Origin of the sequence: Acinetobacter sp. T_3_1 (assembly GCF_025377055.1) — a bacterium.
Lineage (GTDB): Bacteria > Pseudomonadota > Gammaproteobacteria > Pseudomonadales > Moraxellaceae > Acinetobacter > Acinetobacter kookii.
On record NZ_JACHVD010000001.1, the window covers coordinates 18,428 to 40,445 of the forward strand.

Annotated in this window: 1 protein-coding gene (only partly in view); it reads left to right on the top strand. The window is 42.2% G+C overall.

Annotated features, from left to right (window positions below; all coding sequences use genetic code 11):
- Window positions 1-21,957, top strand: the 3' portion of a protein-coding gene (locus tag H4I94_RS00020; protein WP_261180861.1) for a tandem-95 repeat protein. It extends 17,034 nt beyond the left edge of the window; 21,957 of the gene's 38,991 nt are visible here — the last part of the coding sequence; its start codon lies off the left edge, out of view; the stop codon is at window positions 21,955-21,957.
- Window positions 21,958-22,018: the final 61 nt, after the last annotated feature.

Consider the following 22,018-nt stretch of genomic DNA (forward strand, 5'->3'; position numbering starts at 1 on the left):
GAAGAGCCAGTTCCTTCTTCAATTCGTAAGTCGCTGGATACCATTGATAGGGTACGCCAATACGATCAGGGTGCTGTTTTAGAATTCAAAGATGAAGGCAATAATGAAAAAACGATAGAGCTGAATGTTAATTATGTCAGCCCACCTGATTTACAGGTGGTCTCGGTAAACAGCCCACTCAGTGTGATTTCAGGACAGAAAGTTGACATTTCCTATGTGGTAAAAAACATGGGAGGAAAAACACCGTCCGATCAAAAAGCCTGGACTGACCTGATTTATATTTCGACAGACCGTGTACTCGATTTAAACAAAGACAGACTTCTGGGCTATGTCAATCACACAACCGGTCTGGCTGCGGAAGCTGAATATACAGCTTCAATTCAGGCGCAGATCCCGACAGAAATGAAGGGAACCTACTACGTCTTTGTGATTACGGATCCGGCTTATTATCGTGATGGTGCAACAGGAAAAGTATTTGAGTTCGATAACGATTTAAATAATGCTACTGCAGCATTGCAGCCCTTATTAATTATTCAGCCAGACCCTGTCGATTTGCAAGTCACAGACATCGTGATGCCGGGTCAGGTGAAAACAGGCGAAAAACTTAGCGTTCAGTATACCGTGCAGAACAAGTCCGAGTATCAGGCACATGGCCAGTGGTCAGATGCAGTTTACTTATCGAGGGACAATGTTTGGGATAATCAGGATATTCTACTCGGGCGTTATATCCATAATGGCGGTTTAACAGCTCAGGGGAGTTATACCGGTTCTGTAGAGGCAATGCTTCCTGCTATTCAGGATGGACAATGGTACATCGTTATACGTCCTGATATTTATAATGAAGTTTATGAAGGCAATATCATTTATACCGAAACCGGTTTGAATGTTGCGCCAAATGAAGCAAATAACGAAACGGCTTCTGCAACCAGCATTGCAGTGACAGTGCCAAAATTATTGCTGAATACCAGCACGGACCTGACTTTAAGCAGTGGCAACAGCTATTTATACAAGGTAGATGTCAACGAAGGCGAAACTTTGCGTGTCCGCCTGGATTCAAGTGCTCTTCAAGGGTCCAACGAACTGTATATCCGTTATGAAGCGGTACCGGGAAGCGGTCAGTATGATTATGCTTATACACTGGCAAACTCTCCTGATCAGGAAATCGTGGTGCCGACTACACAAGCGGGTAGCTATTATATTCTGGTTAAATCAAGCAACTCTGCGAAAAATACGGCTGCAAGCATTATTGCCGAAACTTTACCGTTATCCATTACCAAAGTAACTCCAGATCAGGGCGGAACAGGTACGGACGATTATCGCTGGGTGACGGTAGATATTTATGGTGCGCAGTTTGCGTCCGGGGCACTGGTGAAATTAAGCCGTCCGGGTGTCTTTGAAATTGAGCCGGAACGCTGGCAGGTGATTGATGCTACCCATATCCGTGCGGTATTTGACCTGCGTGAAGTGCCACACGGCCTGTATGACATTGTAGTGGTCAATCCGAATGGCGACCGTGTGACTGAAGCGTATCGCTATCTGGTTGAGCGTGCCATTGAGCCCGATGTCACTATTGGTCTGGGTGGACTGAACAGTGTTGAGCCAGGAAACAGCTCTTTATACAGTATCTCATTGCAAAGCTTGACCAATGTGGATACGCCATATGTGCGTATTGATATTGGTGCAGTAGAAATGGGCTATAACGAGTATTTGCTTGAAGGCCTGAATTTACCATTCCTGATTTTTGGCTCAAATATGGGGGGGCAGCCTACAGGCATTATCTATGGCGATCAGGCCAATACCCAGCAATATGGCGTAACGCCAACCGATCAGAGCCAGCTGCAAAATATTCCATGGGCTAGTCTGGACAGCACACTGAATACTGCCGGTATTAACCTTGCTCCAGGGTATGCATTTGACTTTAACGCTGCTGGTTTTACAGGTTTTACCTTTAGCCTGAAGACTTACCCGGGTCTGAAAGAATGGATTGAAATGGATTTTGAAGGGCTGCGAGAACAGCTTTACATGATTCATCCTGAGTGGAAAACGCAAGGTCTGCTGGATAATGGTGTTTATGATCTCAATAAAATTCAGCCTGGACTGGCAACACGTTTCCTTGATCCGGAAGAGCGACTGACTGATCAGGAAGCCATGGCACTGGCATTCCGTTTCAATATTACCGCGGCGGCTACACCAATCAGCCGGGCTGAATTCATTCAGGACCAGGTTCAGCATGCACTGAAAATGCGTGATGCTATTGTGGCAGATGCATCCGCCAGCATGAACTTGAAAGCACTGGCGGCTGATGAGACTCAATGGATTCAAGGTTGGCTTGCGGCACTGGAGGAAGCAGGGTTATTGCGTCCAGAAAATGAAGCACCGGCCATTCGTGAGAACATTAATGTACTCAGTCTGACGGCGAATCTGGCAACTGGCCTGTTATTGTCTAAAGCGGGTGAAAGTTATAAATCACAGGCGAGCATTAAGGCATTCTTTGAACAGATTCAGCAATGGTATGGCGATACTTCCAAATGGGCGGGCGATCCGGAAGCTTTAAAAGCCAAGGTGGCTTATTACGAAATACGTACTAATGATAAAGGAGACTCGGTAGAAATACCGGTCTCTGAAAATATCACTGTTGAAGACTTATTGCTGAACAATCAGGGCAACCCTCACTTTATTAACTTCAATGTATTTGTAGGGGATCAGTCATATCTTGAATACCTGCGTAAACTGGGCTTGTTGGATGAAGATTTCAATCCGGTAGGCGCTCAGGCACTGGCGTTAAAACAGTACTTGCAGCAAATGGCGACAGTGAATGACGAGGTGATTCGTGTACAGGGGCCTTCGGTTATGCCACATACGGATGGCAAATCTTATGTGCCGGCAGAAACCGCATTGCCATATAAAATCAGTTTCCAGAATAGCAGTGAAACTTCTTTAAATCAGATTCGTCTGGTTTCTCAGATTGATGAACAGCTTGATCCTTATAGCGTACGCCTGACCGATATTAAAATTGGCGACATTAATATTCATGTTCCAGAGAACCGCAGCAGCTTTACCAGCGATTTTGATTTTACTGGCAATCTTGGTTTTATTCTTCGGGTCAGTGCCGGTGTAGATGCTGAAAACAAAGTATTGAACTGGTTAATTCAGGCCATTGATCCTGCGACAGGCGAAGTGTCAAAACTGGATTTGCATTCTTTATTAAAAATTGATGGAAATAATAAAGGTTTCGTCGGCTATACCGTTCAGTCGCTAGAAACATCGGCATCGGGTGAGGAAATTGTTAACCAGGCGCGTGTTTATCTGAATGATACGCCACCGGTAGATAGTCAGGTTTACACTTATGTCCTGGATAATCATCGTCCGGCCACTGTGCTTAACGTAACTTCACAGGAAAGTCCGGTTGCAGGTCAGGTGCATTATAAAGTGAACTGGACTGCCCAGGACGATTTGAGTGGTATCCGCTATGTCACTTTGTATGTGTCAGAAAATGGCGGTGATTTTAAAATCTGGAAAAAACAGCTTACACAGGCCGAAGGTGAAGCTTTATTTGTTGGTCAGGCAGGAACATATTATGAATTCCTTGCCGTTGCGACAGATATTGCGGGTAATCAGGAAACCGCCAAGGTGAGTAACGCCGTTATTCCAGACGATGGCTCCCGTCAGCAGGTTCTGGCTGAAATTGGCAGTAATGAGTCAGTGCAACAGACTGCACAGATGCCTCAGGCTGCTCAGGATCGTGAGTATTTAGATAATGCACTGTTCACAGAAGCGCAGAAGGGCTTTGCCGGACAAGTCGATAACAATCAAAGTACAGACCTGAATTCAGTACTGTCGCCATTTACCCTGAATGCTTTTGCAAGTGGTTTTAACACCAGTCAAGGTGAAGTGGGTGCACTGGCAATGATCGAATTGCCAGATCACAGTATTTTAGTGAGTGCAGGACAATACCGTAATCAGCTCTTCATTTATAGTGAAGAGGGTGGCACAACGCAGAAACCATTATTCACCTTTGACCAGCCAATTATGGATATGGCACTTGATTCCAAAGGTCAGTTGTGGGTACTGACAGGTGCCGATTTGTGGTTGCTCGATTATTCTACAGGCCAGATCATTGAAAGATTCAAGGGACCTGCGAATGAGCCGTTAACGCATGCTCTCGCCGTTGAGCCTGAAACAGACCGTATTTATGTATCATCAGGCAATGGCATTGAAATTTTTGATATGAATGCCCCTGAAAGTCAGCGTTGGACGCATTTCTCCAATTCGCTGGTGTCCGATCTGGCCTTTGCACTGGATGGTCGTTTATGGGCGGTACGCTGGACCAGTGCCAATATTCTTTCCAATCTAGGCAAGACCGATATCATCAGCATGCCGTTGTCAGGCAAGACCAAAGGCCGCGCTGAAGTTGAATATACTTTAAATGGCTTAATCGACAGTCTTGTATTTGGTCAAAAAGGAACGGCATTTGAAGGCTTACTGTTTGCTTCTGCGAATAACAGTCAGCAGCTGACCAACAACAGCAAGTCACTGGTCAAAATTGAAAATTCATCAGTATGGATGATCAGCCTTGCCAAGCATCAGGCGGTTCAGTTAGCCAAAGGTGGTTCACGTGGCGAATCAATCTTGATTACCCATGACCAGCGCATTCTGGTTGCGCAGACCCACAGCATTGATGAAATTGCATTGTTGAAAGCCCCAACGGTTATTTCCAGTTCAATTCAGGATGGTGCATATTTACCATTGCCATTAAGTTATGCAACGCTTGGTTTTGATCAGGCGATGTGGCTGGGCAATAATGGCAATGACAGCAATGACAGCAATGACAGCAATGACAGCAATGACAGCAATGATGTTGCAAGCGTGTTGAATCCTGAAAATTACCGTTTTGTAGGATTGGGTAAAAATGTTAATCAACCCCTGATGCCTGAAGCGGTAAAATGGGATAAAGCGACCAATAGCGTAATTCTGACCTTGCCAAATATGGCAGCAGGTCAGTGGCGGATTGAGGTTTCATCTAATCTGCAAAGTGCGAAGCAAACCCGACTCGAAGGTGTCTATACTGCGGCATTTACCACAGTGACTGACTACAGTGCCTTTGTCAGCATTGAATTTGATAAAACCCGTGCTGACCGTCTGAATGGTACGGTCAGCTATGATGTAAAACTGACCAATATCGGACAGGACAATATTCAGGGACCGTTATTACTGCTGCTTGATCCGGGGCATTACTTCAATGGTGGCATTGTTGCAGGTCAGCAGGGACAGGGCATTCAGGATGAGTTGTGGCTGCTTGATATCGGAAGTTATTTACAGGCACATGGCGGTACATTAAAAGCAGGTGAAAGTCTGTCTGGTATTACGGTATCTGTGGTGAAAGCGGAAGATTTAACGCTTTCTTCAGATGCTGCACGCCTGCTTAAATTTGATCTTTCGCATCAGGTCTATGCACTACCGTATGACAATCAGCCACCTGTGATTAGTTACGATGAAAACAAGTTAGTCGCTAAAGTCAATGAGACCTGGACTTTGGATTTAGATGCTGTCGATGTTGATGGCAATCAGTTCCAGTGGAGTGTGGTTGAAGCGCCACAAGGTGTCAGCATCAGCTATCAAGCCGAAGGTCAAATTAATGATCAGGGCTATGTCTCGCATGCACAATTGAGCTGGACACCAAATACCAGCGATCGTACAGACAGTGAAATACTGATTAAAGTCGTAGATAGCCGTGGTGGAGTGGCCTTTAAGCGTCTGAAGCTTGAAGTCGAGGGTGCCAACCATGTTCCGGTCATTTCGATCATTCGTGATATTACTCTGACCGAAGGGCAAAGCCTGGCGCAGCAACTGTTGGTGGCGGATCATGATGGTGACCGTATTGCTATGTTGGTACGCAATCTACCAGCAGGTGCAGAGTTTGATGCAGCTACCGGTATGCTCAGCTGGACACCAGCCTATGACCAAGCCGGTATATATGAAGGAATTGAGCTGGTGGTATCAGATGGCAAGCATGAAAGCCGTTACCAGTTCAAGATTACCGTGAAACATGGCTATGAAAAACCGGTTCTATTACCTGTAGCTGAACAGCAGTTACGAGAAGGCGAGCGTTTCAGCCTGCAACTTGCAGGTCAATTAGCACATGGCCTGGAGCAATATTCAGGCTATGACATCGAGCTGAAATACAGTGCTGAGTGGCTGCCAAGCGGTGCGGTATTAAACAAGGAAACTGGCTGGCTGGAATGGGCACCCGGTTTCGCTCAGGAAGGTCAATATGACATTCCTCTGCGTCTGGTGGCAACCTATACCCCTGTAAATGGTAGTGTCCCGGTCAGAACGGTAGCAACACAAACCTTAAAACTGATCGTCAATAATGCCAATGCCGCACCACAGTTTGAATCTGCTGCAAACTGGACCGTACTGGAAGGTTCCGGGGTTCGCTTAAGTGTCTTTGCATTTGATCCGGACAATCCTGGATTCGAACCGGCATTCAAGTCTCATAGTCAAAGTGAAGCCGTTCAGATGACGGATATTGCACCATCTGTGAGCTATGAAGTGTCAGGCTTACCTGAAGGCGCTGTATTTGATCCTGAGACACTGGAAATTTACTGGAATCCGGGCTATCAGCAAGCCGGGATATATAAAGTTCGTGTGGTGGCTACAGATGATGGAAATGGAACAGGAATGCCGCTTTCCACAGAGCGTATTTTTACCATTCATGTATTGAATGCAAACCGTGCACCAGAAATTGGTGATCTGCAAAGTGTGATTGTGGATAAGGGTGCAGTACTCGAAATACCGGTTTCTGCAACAGATAAAGATGGCAACCCGATTGACCTTCAGATTGAAGGTTTGCCGCCATTTGCAACGTATGTTCAGGTTCAAACTGGTCCTGAAGTGAAAGGGATTATCCGCTTTGCACCAACCGAGGGGCATCGTGGAGATTACACCATCCATTTAACCGCATTCGATAATGGTGATGGCGACATCAACCAGATACAGGTGACCAGTAAAAGCTTTGTGGTGACAGTAAGAAGTTATAGTGAGGCACCAATACTGAATGTTCCAGCAACCAGTGTTGCTGTAGCAGGTCAAACCATTCGTATTCCGGTATTTGTATCGGATCTGGATCAGGATGAACTGAGTTACGTGGTGCAGGGCTTGCCGGCAGGTGCCCAGCTGATTCAAAGTAATCAATATGGCTATGCAGAAATTGTCTGGACACCTACAGCAAATCAGGTCGGTCAGTATAATTTGAGTGTTCAGGTTTCTGATACTGGTTTGCCACCAGAGAATCTGGGCTACAGTGTGCCAGCAGATTATGTACCTGTTCCTGGTGTTGCAGTTAGCGATATCAAAATTGTTGTACGTGCTGTCAATGCTGCGCCAGAACTGCTGGATATTCAGATCAACGCCGGTGGAACTACACATCAAGAAAATGATGTACTGGTGATTGAGGCACAGGAAGGGCAAATGCTCAGCTGGACTATGCAGGTCAGAGATGCAGATCAGGACCAGTTAAGCTGGTACTTCAGTCAGCTGCCTCGTGGTGTAAATATTACGACTCAATCTTTGGGTAATGGTCAAAGCCAATTGTCCTTCAGCTGGTTGCCAAGCATGTTTACGGCTCAGGGCAGTCTTGTTTCAGCCGAACTGGGGCAATATAACTTTACTGTCACAGCAACCGATGGCAGCACCACCCTCAGCCAGAAACTGCGTATCAATGTCGGCAATGTCAACCAGCAGCCAGTCTTTAGTAGTGTACCGCTACAACTGGTCTATGAAGGTGAAACGTTGTCCTTTAACCTGCTGGCTCAGGATGCGGATAATGACGCACTGCGTTATCAGCTGGTGCATGATGAAAATACACCAGCAGGCATCTTGGTGGACGCGACTACAGGTTATGTAGAGTGGACACCGACAGCGGATATGGTCAACAACAGCAATGCCGATCAGCAAGCCTTTGATCTGACATTCATGGTCAGCGATGGACAGATTTCTGTACTGAAAAAAGTTCAGGTGCGTGTGCTGGATGTGAATAAAGCGCCATCCATTCAAAGTACCAACCGCACTTTACTTGTAGGTCAGGATTTTGGGCTGAATATTGTCAAAGCTGCCCAAAATAGCCTAAGTAAAGACGGTAATATCTGGGTATCCGATGCAGACGGAAATATGCAGACCCAGGGCTTAACCGTCAGTTTCGATCAATTACCTGAAGGTGCGGTATATGATGCCTTAACAGGGAAATTAAACTGGACTCCAGGTCCAGGGCAAATAGGAAAATTTGTTGTTTATGCCCGGGTTTCAGATGGCTATGACACCGTTCGTCAAGCCATTACGTTCAATGTGGTTGCAGAACGTAATGCTTATACGCCTGATTTACATATTGAGACGACACCAGCCATTCCAGTTCTTGCTGGTCAAATTGTAACTGCAACCGTACGTGCCGATAGCTTCAGCGCAATTGCATCAACTATTGTTGAAGTCCGTGGCAGTGCCATGGGAACAGAGCAATGGCAAACAGTTGCATTGGATTCAACCGGACGTATCAAGCTTGCTGGTAAGCAGCCTGGGCTAATTGAAATCAGAACTACAGTTACCGATATTGATGGCTTTACTCAGCAGCAAACGGAAACGATTCGAGTACGTGATCCATTGGATACCGTTGCACCGGTGCTGTCATGGCAGGGGCAGTTAAATGGGGCTTCCTTACTCAATGAGCCGGTTGTCATACACGATCTGACAGACATTACAGCCTTGGTTAAAGAACAGCAATTGATGGGTTACAAGCTTGAAATTGCCAGCAATAAGGCTGGGAATTTGCAATGGCATACGTTGCAGGAAATTTCATTGAAAGCTGAGTATAACAACCAAATCGTTGATATTTTGGCTCTTGATCCTGCATTGTTGGCAAATGGAGCATATCAGTTACGTCTAACTGCTTGGGACTTATCAGGTCGACTCGAAGAAATTTATGCCAATGTAGAAATTAACAGCAGTCATAAGCAACTGAATCTGACAACCAGCGTCGATGCTACCTTGGCACTGGGTTCTCAGCATATTGATATTGTTCGATACATGACAGCTGACAATACTCAGGGTGATTTCTCTAACTGGCTGACCAATGTATTCGATACCCAGCTGACTCATAATCAGCGTTTAACGACCAGTATTGGTACTGTTGCTGCCTGGCAGACTGGTGCACAAGTTTGGTTGCAGATTCCTCAGGGGCTTACAGGTCTTGAAGCACAGCAAATGCAGTACCTGAATTTCAGACTGGATTTACAGCGGACTTATGCAAATGGGGAAAACTCTGGAATCAGCCAGTTAACGCCATTGTTCAGTACCGATCAAGGTTGGACATTAACTGCGCATAGTACAGAACAAAGGATGATCGATAATCTGATTCTACAAGGTCAGAGTCTATATAGTGAAAGTACAGGATTGGCTTGGGTACCATCATACTTTGTACTGACTTCACCACAAGGTGTTCGCTATCTGCTTGATCAGTCTGGTCAGGTGATGTCTGTAGAGTTTAACAATGGTGAAAAATGGCTGGTTGGTCAGAATAATATTGTTCTAACAGGCGGTCAGACTCAGCAATTCATTGAGTTCAAACGAGATACTCAAGGCAGAATCAGCCAGATTACGGGCAAGACTGCAACAGGTGATCAAATCAGCCTGTTGTACCGTTACAACTCAAATAATCAGCTGGAACTGGTACGCAACCTGATTACAGGCGAAGTGGTACAGCGTTATGTTTACGCAGAGACAGGAGAATTGTATCTAGAGAAATCAAGCGCTTATCTGGGGGCGACGGTGGATTGGATGAATTCGTCCGAAACTCAGCCTCAGTGGCAGGGTCAGATTGACAATGCTACACAATACTTTGACTTTGCACTTCGTGAGTCAGAGCTTGCTTCAACCATTAAATCAATGGGTGCAACTGGAGCTGTCATTATTGCAGTGGAAACCGTTGGTAATGTTCAAGCTATTGCAATTAATGATGCAACAGTTATTTCACAGCAACGCATTGGAAACAAACTGATTACTCTGGTTAGAGTGACCAGTGCAGGCTTTAAGCAGCTTGCCGTAACTGCAGAAGGAATGGTGAGTATTCGTCTGTCTGTTGCCGGTGATATGAATGCTGATGGTTCTGTCGATGGACTGGACAGTGCATTGTGGCAACAGGCACAAACATCTTCACAACTACGTGACTTGAATGGAGATGGCATTGTTAATAGTACCGATCTGCAAATTCTCTATGCCAACTATGGCTGGAAAACCAATCAGGCACCAGTGAATGTGATTGCAGATGGTGAGCAAGTGCTCAAAACGCATACTGACTTGACTGTAAGCGGTGCCCTGAATCAGATTGCAGTGGATCGTGAAGGAGATTCTGTTTATTGGAATATTATTTCGAGTGCACATGGTACGGCACAATTGTCAGCAAATGGCAAGAATTTGAGCTTCAAACCGGAAGCTGGATTCTCTGGTTATGCCACTGTGACTTTACAGGCCGATGATGGTTATGCCAAAGGCAAACCAATTGAGCTGAGCATCTATGTCAGTGATGCAAAACTGGTACTGATCCATATTGACCGTCTGGCTGCGCTTGCTTTAGGTAATAGTTCAACCTTACAAATTACTGGTGATTTTGAAGATGAAGATGGTGTGGTCTTAACACCTGATTATTTACAGTTCATGAGTGATAGCCCAGATGTCTTGACAGTTGATGCACAGGGTAATGTGACTGCTAAAAAGGCAGGTATTGCTACTGTTCATGTGTCTGCACGCGGTATTGAAGGTGTGAATGCAATTTCTGTCAGTTTATATGGTGATGAACCAGAACTGGATGAAAACGGCTTTGAAGTGGATGTTTATCCTAAAGCTGTGACATTGCCACTAAATGGTGAGCGTCAACTGAAAGTCACAGATGTAGATGGCAATAAAGTCTCTGCGGCATTAGCAGGGACAAAATACTATATCAGTGATAGCAATATTGCCGAGATTAGTGCTGATGGATTGATTCATGCAAAAGCAACCGGTATCGCTCAAGTGACGGTGATAAATAATGGTCATCAATATAGCTTTAGCTTAATTATTCAGCAGCCAGAAATAGGGTCTGCTGTAGTAGATGCGAAGAAAGGGGCTGTGGTACAGGATGAACAAGGCAACGTTCTGATGGTAGCTCCTGGTTCAGTTGCAGAAGGCACTGAGGTTTCGATTAAGTCTAAATCATTAGATGATTTGGGTATGCCATTACCTGCGCCAGATGTTCTAACTTCATTGGCTGCTTTTGAAATTGAGATTGGAGATGATAAAGCGAATTTGCCACTTCAGTTGGCGATTAAAGTCCCAAGTCAAGCAAAAAATCCTGAATCAGGTGAATTTGAAGAATTAAAAGCAGGAACAGAAGTTTTCTTTTGGAAAAAAGGTAAAATTACTGATGTAGATGGTACAGAACACGATACCTGGTGGTTAGTGGATAATGGTGTTATTGGTGAGGATGGTTTAGCGAGAACGTCAAGTCCTCCCTATACAGGTGCTACTTATAGTGGGGCATATGTTCTTTCATATAACACTACAAATGCAGAAACTACCGGTGAAATTGAAGTAAAAGGATTCAATTATGAGAGGATGATTTGGGCAGCACAAGCAAGTATTGCTATGGCTTTAACAGCTACACCTTTCATGGCAGCAGCAGCAGCGGGCATATTTGCTACTACTGCTTCTCCTTTGGTAATGATGAACTATACAATTGCTGGTGCTTTTAAAAAAGAAATTCCGAAAAATGCATTTGATTTAGCTAATTCTAAAATTACTTTCCCGGATATTCCTGCTTCAGCTGCATCAGAACCAGTTATTACTCAGCTTGAATATGATGCTGATACTCGTAAGTTATCAATTACTGCAAAAAATATTATTCCTGAAATGCAAGCATCAAATAATTTTGATATTAAAGTTTGGTTAGTCCCTAGAGGTAGTCAGATCGATAAACCAACAGGAAATGATGTTGAACCGGATAGGGGACTAATTTGGCAGAGTTTTTCTGTTAATGTTTCAAGTTGGTTACAGGATACTGTAACCATTGATTTGCCTGAAGGAGTTGCTTTATCAATGCATCTAGTTTACATAGAGCGCATTGCTAAGAGCAGTGGAGAAGGTGGATCACAGTTAGCCGGACTGCCTGTTGATAGTAATCCTGTTCAAGCTTGGAAGTTAGGTACTGAAGATGTAATTGTTACAACTCATGACTCTATTAATATATTTAGAACAATTAAAGAGAAAAATGAAAAAGGGGAGCCTGCACGAGATCAAAATGGTCAAGAAGTCGTAAAAACTGTATTGATAAAATCCATTAAAGATTACCAATTAAGTAATAAACAGTCACGAAAAACTGTCTCAATGATTAGTCATGTTTCTGATCAAATCGTATATACAAATGACGGTACGTTAGCATTTATTATTAATCCAACAAGTGGAAAAGATGACAGAATCCTTGTTCTTGACACACAAACACTTGAGATCGTACATGAATTATATATTCCGGGGATGCCTGAAAATATTACTTCATTAGTGGTTGATAATAATTGGCTTTACGTAAGTGCTGGTGGCTTCTTTGCAGGAAATGCTGGTAAATTAGTCAGAATTAATATTGATCAATTAGATAGCGACTTTTTAACACTCCAACAAACGATAGATATTGGTCATATCCCTACTAATGGGTATTGGGATATGGCAATTAATAACGGCAGTTATTTAGCATTAACTTCACCTGTTTCAAATAGTAGATATGGTAATTCTGCGAATATGCCGGGTGGAAATGTTTATATTATTGATTTAAATGACATTGATGAATATGGAGAATATAAAGGAAAAACTATTGTTCTTGATGAATCAAAATTATCCGTGACTGGAAGTAAAGGAAAGCTTCCTCAATATATTTCATCTGGAGCAGGTAATGCCGAATTTATATTATCTAATTCGAAAGATAAAAATTCAGGTTTAACATCCATAAAAGTTGGAGCTGATGATAAAGGTAAATTACAGGCCGCTGATATACATGTAACAAATCATTCATTATATCCACACTACAATAATTATTATGCAGCTAACTACAATCAGTTTATGCAAGAGGTGCAGTCTGCTTCAGGAAATGTATTGGTTCAATATACTGATGAAAGTGGAAAGACCACAGAATATGCAATTGTAGGTGATGATTATCGTTTACTAGATTCTTCTATATGGAATTGGGACGATAACTTTGGAGCTGGTAAGCAGTTTGGTGGAAAATTAGGTATTGTGAAAGATCCATTTGGTAAAAATGGGAAACCAGTATTTTTAGGTTCAACTACACCACTGGCTGGTTATGGCATGGTCGTTCCAGGCATGATCTGGGATTTACACATTGGTTTGGACGGTATGCTATATGGCAATGTTTGGACAGATCAATATATTTATAATGATAATGGAGAAATAGCAGGAACAAGATTTAATAAAAATTTATTTGTTTGGAATGCTGCAAAATTAATTGAAATGGCAGAGTCTGCTTATAAAAACAATAAGGGGGATACCTCTAAACCATTTGACCTAAAAATAGAGGGCAATAAACGTGTCCAAATAGCTCCGCCTCAAAAAATTGAGGGGACTTCAAGTGATGGTAAAAATACTGATGAACTTTTTGGATGGATTCTAGGGATTGGCAAATACGCATCTACTACTCAAGTTGTAAATTTACAAGCTTCTGGTTATGGAAAATACTTTGACTTAGTCACTCATCCTTATTATGGAACTGGTGAAGAAGATAATGTTTATACAGATATGTTAGGTATATCCAAAACAGCAATTGCCAAAAAAATTCAAAATGGAGAATTTGATGCACATGATGCTTCATATTCTTTAAAAAGTGGACTTTATACAGGATGGAACTTTGCTTCACTTGGCTTTGTTGAAAGACATGCGGAACGGATTAACTTAAATGAAGCAGGTAAAATTTCTGATAAGCAATTTTATTGGTCAACGGGCTTAGATGCTGGCGGAACCATTGGAGCTATGTATATTGGCGCAAGAGTTGGAACTTTGGCTGAGAATAGATATGGTACTGGTTTGCGTGCAATGGCAGCTGAATCAATTAGTTTTGCAGCTGTAGATACTTTTGCCCAATCTTTAATTTATAAGGTAACTGATGGTGCTACTGGCAATAATAATGCATACGCATTTATTGAGTCAGTTAGCACGGATATGCTAATTGGTTCAGGAATGTTTTTAGCTGGCCGCTTGCATTTAGGTGCTAAAGTTTTATGGAAGACGCCAACAGTAAATAACACTTTAGACTATAAGATAGTTATGCCTACACCTCGACTAGACGTAGATCCGAAACTTCTTTATACGAAGGCGGACTCTACTGGAGCAGGTTTGGCTTTAGGCAATGGTGGTCAATATACCTCTGCTATAACTGGCAATAAAATTGATATTCCATCTTTTGGTTCTATGAATTTAAAAGAGGCTAAAGAGTGGTTGAATCAACAATCACTGGAATTGGAAGCCCGTATCAAAAATATTGAAAAAAACTCTTCTCTTGATTCTGAACAACTAGCATTTATTGCTATCAATATGCGCAACTCTTTTATTAACTCTGCAAGAAATGCTGTCTATGATAAAAGAGTGTTTGCTAGTTTAGAGCTCGACCAGCCATTATGGGATTATAAGTATTTAGAATCTAAATATGCAAAAGAGGGGTACAGTGGAGAAGCATTAAATCGAAAAATAATAGCAGATAGTAGTGATAAAAAGATGCTTGATGATGCAATGACACTCCGTCATTTTGATGGTATAGAGGATGATTTGCTGTATCAACTTGCCCAAGATATGGAAACCAATGGTGCTCGAGAAATGCGCTCCACTGTAGAGCAAGGAGGATGTTTCCCCGCAGGGACACGAGTAATGACTGATAAAGGACTAGTCTCTATCCAAGATATTAAGACCGGAGATATGGTACTGTCTAAGCCAGAGAATGGAGAAGGAGAAATTTGCTATAAACCTGTTGTAAGAACTGTTTCTTATGACAATAAAGAAATTTGGGAGTTAAGTTATTTTGAAATTAGTGTAGATACAGATATTTCTAAATTAACAAGAATAAAATTATTACAAATTTCTCGTAAAGGGAAAATGTTTAGTACTATGGCAACACCAAATCATCCATTTTGGGTTAAAGGAGTAGGATGGACAAGGTTAGATGAATTAAAAAATGGGCAAATTATAGAAACTAATGATCCTAAAATACTTGCTTTAGTCTTCATGGTTAATCCGTTACGAAAAACAAGTAAACCTAATGTTGCTGGTAGTTACCATCCACGTAATTTATTTGATGCTGATAAAAAAGGTTTTGAGATTGAAGATGTTGAATATTTTGATTTATTTGAATACTCCGATCTAGGGCTATGTGGGGTACTTGGAGAAAACTCATCTAGTCCATTTATGGTTGATAATCATGAAATTCATGTTTTGAAAGAAAATTTCACATTAAAAGTTTATAATTTTGAAGTTGCAGATCATCACACTTATTTTATTACTAAAAGAGGATTATGGGTTCATAATACTAATTGTGCAGAGGCTACCCCAGACGCTGCACCAAAAGATCTAGTGACTCGTTCAGGTAACGAAATATCTAAAAAAGATACGCTAGGGCATGATATTAATGTATATGCAAATAAAGCTTCAGTTTATGAGGCTTTTAATGGCATTCAAAATGGTGAGGGTGGAATTGCGATTGTTAAACGTGCCATCGGAAATGATACAGGAAAAAATGGCAATGTATTACCATCAATAGAATTTGATAGAGGTGCACCAAATGCATTATTTGATAAAGGTGTTGGGAATAATGAGCACTATGAATATATTTTAATCGGTGAGCATCCTAATTACAGAAATGCGGACGGCACCGTTAATAACAAGTTCTATAATTATGTAAAATTTGAAGGTTATAGAACATGGGATTTTAATGATGGGCGTGGATTAAGAGATGTATTAGTAGATCGAAAAGCCTCACTAAGTTTTGCAGGCCTAAAAGAAAATGTTGGGAATTATTTTGAGGATAGTTTCGCAAATGGCGCAAGGCATGCTTATATTAATAATTTGTATAATCAATTATACCGTTTAAAATCAGAACAAAATGCCAATGTAGATATTTTACACTCACTATATTCTTCAAAGGATTTAGAGTTATTTAAAAAACATATTTTGGATGCCTTACAAGATCCGAACTTTAAACTTCAAAAAGTAGAGGATAAGTATTCTACGAAAGTGGGGGAAGATGGCCCTGTAAAAAAATGGGAAGGGGCTAAATTAGTTGGAGATTTTTCTGATGGCGATGAGCGTTTAGCATTTTTAAGAGAAATGCTGTTTGGTAAAAAAGATGCTGAAGGAAACATAGTTGAAAAAGCCCGTTTTCATGTGACTTTTGATACAGGAAACTTCCAGCTTGTTGCTTCCGAAGGGAACTCGACCTCATTAATTACTCAAACAGAAATAGAGGAAATCTTACCAATAGCTAAACAATATTGGATAGATGCTGGTGCTTCACAAAAGATTCTTGATCAAGCACAAATTAAGATTGCAGATCTAGGTACAAACATTGCAGCAATTACTGAAGGTGCACAAATAACTCTGGATGCCACTGGCGCGGGTTGGGGTTGGTTTATTGATGCCACACCACTGGAAAATAGTGAATTTACACTTAGTGATAGTTTAAGCTTGAAGGCGGAAGAAAGTAGTTCTGCACATGGTAAACTGGATTTATTGACGGTACTTATTCATGAGTTAGGACATGTACTTGGACTTGACCCACAATTACAAGATGATGTAATGACTCGTGTGTTGGATACAGGTGAAAGACGTCTACCAAGTGCCGCTGATATTGCCTTCCTGCAAAATCGCCATAACACTGCTGTAAGAGTTGATTCAACACAGACTGTTATCAATATTGCTAAATGGCAAGCACCTATTAATATTAATGAACAGTTCACTGATATTAATTCAACAGGCCAAAGCGGAAGTCATTGGTTTAATCAAGGTGAAATCATCCTAAATGGTCAGGATGTGCAGCTTTACGAAAGTACTAATCAACACACCAATCTTTCCCAAGCCTTCAAAGTGGGTGAATATGACCGCGTTCTCACCTTTACTGTAAAAGATCAGCAACTGTCAGACTACAACAACCGTCCTGACGATGCCTTTGAAGTCGCATTACTGGAAGCTCAAACAGGCGAAGCATTGTTTAAAGTCAGCGACTTAAATAATACTGATTCTCTGTTTAACCTACAGGCAAATGGAACTTATGCACTTGCCCAAGGTATTGAACGAGTTATAAATGCAGATGGGACACAAACCTTCTTCATTAATCTGGATCAGGTACTTGTAGGTCGTGATGTATTGTTGTCATTCGACTTGCTTGGCTTTGGTGAAGCAGACAGTCATGTAACGCTCAGCAACATTCGTATGGTTGCTGCAAGTATGGCGATTAATGACCAGTACCAACTGAATGAAGATACAGCCCTTTCAGGCAATGTACTGAATAACGATGTGCTGATTCATCAGGCCGTGGACAATGTGGTACTGGTCAATGCACCGCAACATGGTGAACTGATTCTGAAAGCCAATGGTGAGTTTAGCTATACACCGCATGCAAATTACTTTGGTGAAGACCAATTCAGTTATTACTTTGTGACCACAGATGGCACGGAATCTCGCGTGGCTACAGTTCAGCTGAATATTCAGTCTGTGAATGATGCTCCTGAATTTGTTCAGCAGCCTGACTGGGAAGTTATTGCAGGTCAGCCTTTAGTACTTGATTTTGACCAGTACGTACAAGACATTGAAAATGATGGTATTCAGGTTTCAATCACTGTACAGCCTGAGTTTGGGGTGATCAGTTTTGATGCACAAACAGGTCAGTATATTTACTTAGTTGATAAAGACTTTGTGGGTAGTGACAGCTTCAGTATTGTACTTTCTGATGGTGATGCAACTTCAGAAACCTATATCAGTATTAAGGTATTGGCTTCAAATACAGCACCAGAGTTAGTTGGCCAGAACATTGTGACTGATGAAGATCACAACATTGTCATTGATCTGCTGGCAACAGCACATGATGCAGATGGTGACATGCTCACAGCTGTAGTCGTGACTCAGCCTGAACATGGACGACTTGAGCTGCTTGCAGATGGACGTTATCAATATATTCCAGGTGCAAACTATAACGGCACTGACAGTTTCAGTTATAGCGTGAGCGATAGTGAGTTAAGTTCACAAATCGTTTCTGTCAACATTCTGATTCATGCGGTGAATGATGCACCAGAGCTCGTTGCTCAGCAGCTGGTGACGGATGAAGATACATCCGTGATTTTCAATCCATTTGCGACAGCATCCGACATAGACAGTGTGAATTTGACAGCAGTCATTGTGTCACAACCACAGAATGGCCGTTTAACTCAAATTTCTACAGGTGCATATCTGTATGTACCTGATGAAAATTACAATGGTACTGACAGCTTTAGCTATCTGGTCAGTGATGGTGAGCTAAACTCTCAAATCGTAACGGTGTCTATTGTCATCCGTGCTGTGAATGATGCTCCAATGGCATCTCCGATGATCAGGACACTGGAAGAGGATACAGAGATTGTCTTCAGTTTGTTGACCAATGCAAAAGATGTGGATGGAGATGCCCTGACTGCGGTAATTGTGAATCCACCACTGCATGGGCAATTAACCGAAACACTGCCAGGATTTTATCACTATGTTCCGGAACCGAATTTTAATGGTGAAGTGACATTCAGCTATTATGTGACGGATGGTGTTTTACAGTCTGAAATAGTGAATGTTCTGTTGGTTATTACGCCAGTAAACGATAAACCTACACTGACACCACGTATTATCTCGATGTCTGAAGATGGCCAATTAATGTTGAATCTGTTGGAAAATGCCGCAGATGTTGAGGGTGATCAGTTAAGTATTGTTATTACTGAATCACCACTACATGGGCAATTCACAGCAGCGGGTGGTGGCTATTATCACTTCATTCCTGAGCCGAATTTCAATGGTGAAGTGAAGTTTAGTTATTACGTGACTGATGGTCAGCTCAATTCAGAAAGCGTAAATGTTCTGATTATTGTCAATCCTGTGAATGATGCACCGGTATTGGCTGCTCAAAATCTTGTGACTGACGAAGATGCAGCCCTAATCTTTAATCCGTTACTGACTGCTTCTGATGTAGAGGGGGATCACTTAACGACTGTGATTGCGAGTGATCCGGCGCATGGTCAATTGATTCTGCTTGCAGATGGTCGTTACCAATATCAGCCAGTTGCAAATTATTATGGAACTGATAATTTCAGCTATTTTGTTACTGATGGTCAGGAACAGTCTCAGATTGTTACAGTCAATATTACAGTCAAACCTGTGAATGATGCGCCTACAGTAAAATCTGGCATTGTTAAAGGACAGGAAGATCAGGCACTTATCTTGAAATGGTCAGATTTCTCTCTTAGTGATATTGATGGTGGCACTTTACAACTATTGATTAGTTCACTGCCTGAAAGAGGGTTATTACAACAGTTTAAAGATAACCAATGGATTGAAGTAGCTTCACTGACTCTTCTTGGTCAAGCAGATTTTGATGCAGGGCATATCCGATTTGTTCCGGCTGCCAATGAAGCTAGTGATGCTTTCATTGCAGGACTAGGCAATAACAAACAGATTTATGCACAAATTGGCTATAAAGCATTTGATGGTCAGTTATACAGCGAGTCTGCATATTTGAATATTCAGGTGGAAGCTGTGGCTGATCAACCTGTTGTATCTGTAGGTTCAACTACAACTCAGGAAATTATCTTCCAGACTGGATGGGAAAGTGCCATCAATAAGGATTCAACATCAACTTTACTTGAACAGAATGTGTTTGAAGGCTGGACCTTACTGAAAGGACTGGATTGCAATCTGTTTGGTACAGACGGCTTTGAAATCTGGAGTAACAATGACCGTATGGATAATGCTTTTGGCATAGCAAAAACTGTACAGGCAAAAGCAGGCAATGGTCAAAATTGGCTGGAACTGAATGATGCCGGCTTGTTCCAGGCTCAGACTCTCGGTATTTCTCGAAATGTCGAAACCGAACTTGGCCGCAGCTATAACTTGAGCTTTGACTATGCCGGTCGTCTGGGATATAGCAAATGCTTTACCCAAATTGCGATTTATGTCGATGGCAAACGCATAGCGACGTATGCCAATACCAGTCCGAATGACCAGTTGAACTGGAAAAATGTACAGTTCAGCTTCGTAGGAACAGGCAAAGTACAAAATATTCAGATTCGTATTGATGCACCACTCACTCACCTAAATGGTCGTGGTGCAATGATTGATAATATTATGCTTTCAACCCAGAAGTCCTTGAACAAGGGTAAAGAAGATCAAAGCATGTTACTGCCTGAATTAAAGGCAACTTTGCAGGATACTGATGGTTCTGAACAGTTGAAGCTTGCTCTGGTTGGATTGCCTGTGGGCAGTTTACTCACCGATGGTACACATCAATTTGTCGTAACAGAACAGAAAACCGTGGCAGATATTAGCGGATGGAATATCCAAACTTTGCAGTTGACTCCTCCAAAAGATTTCAGTGATGAAATTAAGGTGCAGGTCGTTGCAAGTAGCATTGAACGTTCAAATGGTGATGTCGCAACTGCAATTCACGAGTTGAAATTGCAGATTGAGGCTGTGGCTGATGCACCGGTTTTGGAAACACAGCAGTCGCAGAATGCTTTAATCAGCCTGCAAATGTTCCAAACGCAATGGAGTGGGGTATATAACGCTGTACTGAATAAAAATGCAACGGTGGTATACCTAAGTAATTTGGATGGTTGGGCAGGACGCAGTGACCAGTTGCTGAAACTTGATGCATTTGAGGTATGGCATGCTGGAGACCAGATTAAAAATACTGCTGGAAAAGTTATCAGCTTACAGGGTAAAACATCAAATGCCTGGATTCGACTGAATGATGGTAAAGACACCTTGTATCAGCAAAATGCAATTGAAAGACGCATTAGTACTATCAATGGCAATGTCTATAACTTGAGTCTGGATATGGCTGGCTTACCTGGTCTTATTGCGGATTATGGTCGAATCGGTGTTTACCTGGATGGCCAACGCATTGCATCTTTCGATGCGGCAAGTGATCTGACGGCATTAAATTGGCAACAATACAATATTGATTTCAATGGTAATGGCAAAGAGCGTGTACTCCGCATTCAGCTTGAAGGTAATTTAACGGGTCGTAGTGCCTTTATCGGTAATATTCGTCTGGTAGAAACATATATTTCAACGGCAAATACTGTTTATGCGGCAATCGGCCAAACAACGTATTTACCTGTGCTGGCTGCCCGTTCAACTGATGTAGATGGTTCTGAAACCATCAAACTGGAAATTTCTGGATTGAGTCAGGGCACTGTACTGACTGATGGCACTCGTTATATCACGGTACAGTCTGCACAGCAGTGGATTGATATCAGCCTGTGGGATGCAACACAGTTACGTTTTGCGAGTAATAGCAGTCAGAACATGAGTGTTCAGGTTCGCGCGACTGCGATCGAGCAAAGTAATCAGCATGCTGTAAGCAGCTTAACCACAATTCAGGTGAATATGTTGGGTGGCACAGCTTGTGTAACGCCATGGCAATTGCTGAATGGTTTTGTTTCCACATGGAGCAATCACATTTCCTCTGTATCTTTAGCTGTCAAAGCGCAGTGGGCATGCCCAATTCAGTTCAATACTTCTCTTGATTTTAATATTCTGAAATCAAGTCAGGATGAAGACGATGATTGGCTGATTTTACGTGAACAAAAACAATCAGATGCTTGGCTGAAAGCGCTGGAATTGCAAGCACAGCTGAATTGGAAAACATTGTTATAAGTGGGAAAAGAGATATCTATGTATGGATGGATATCTCTTATTTTTAAATATTTAAATTATT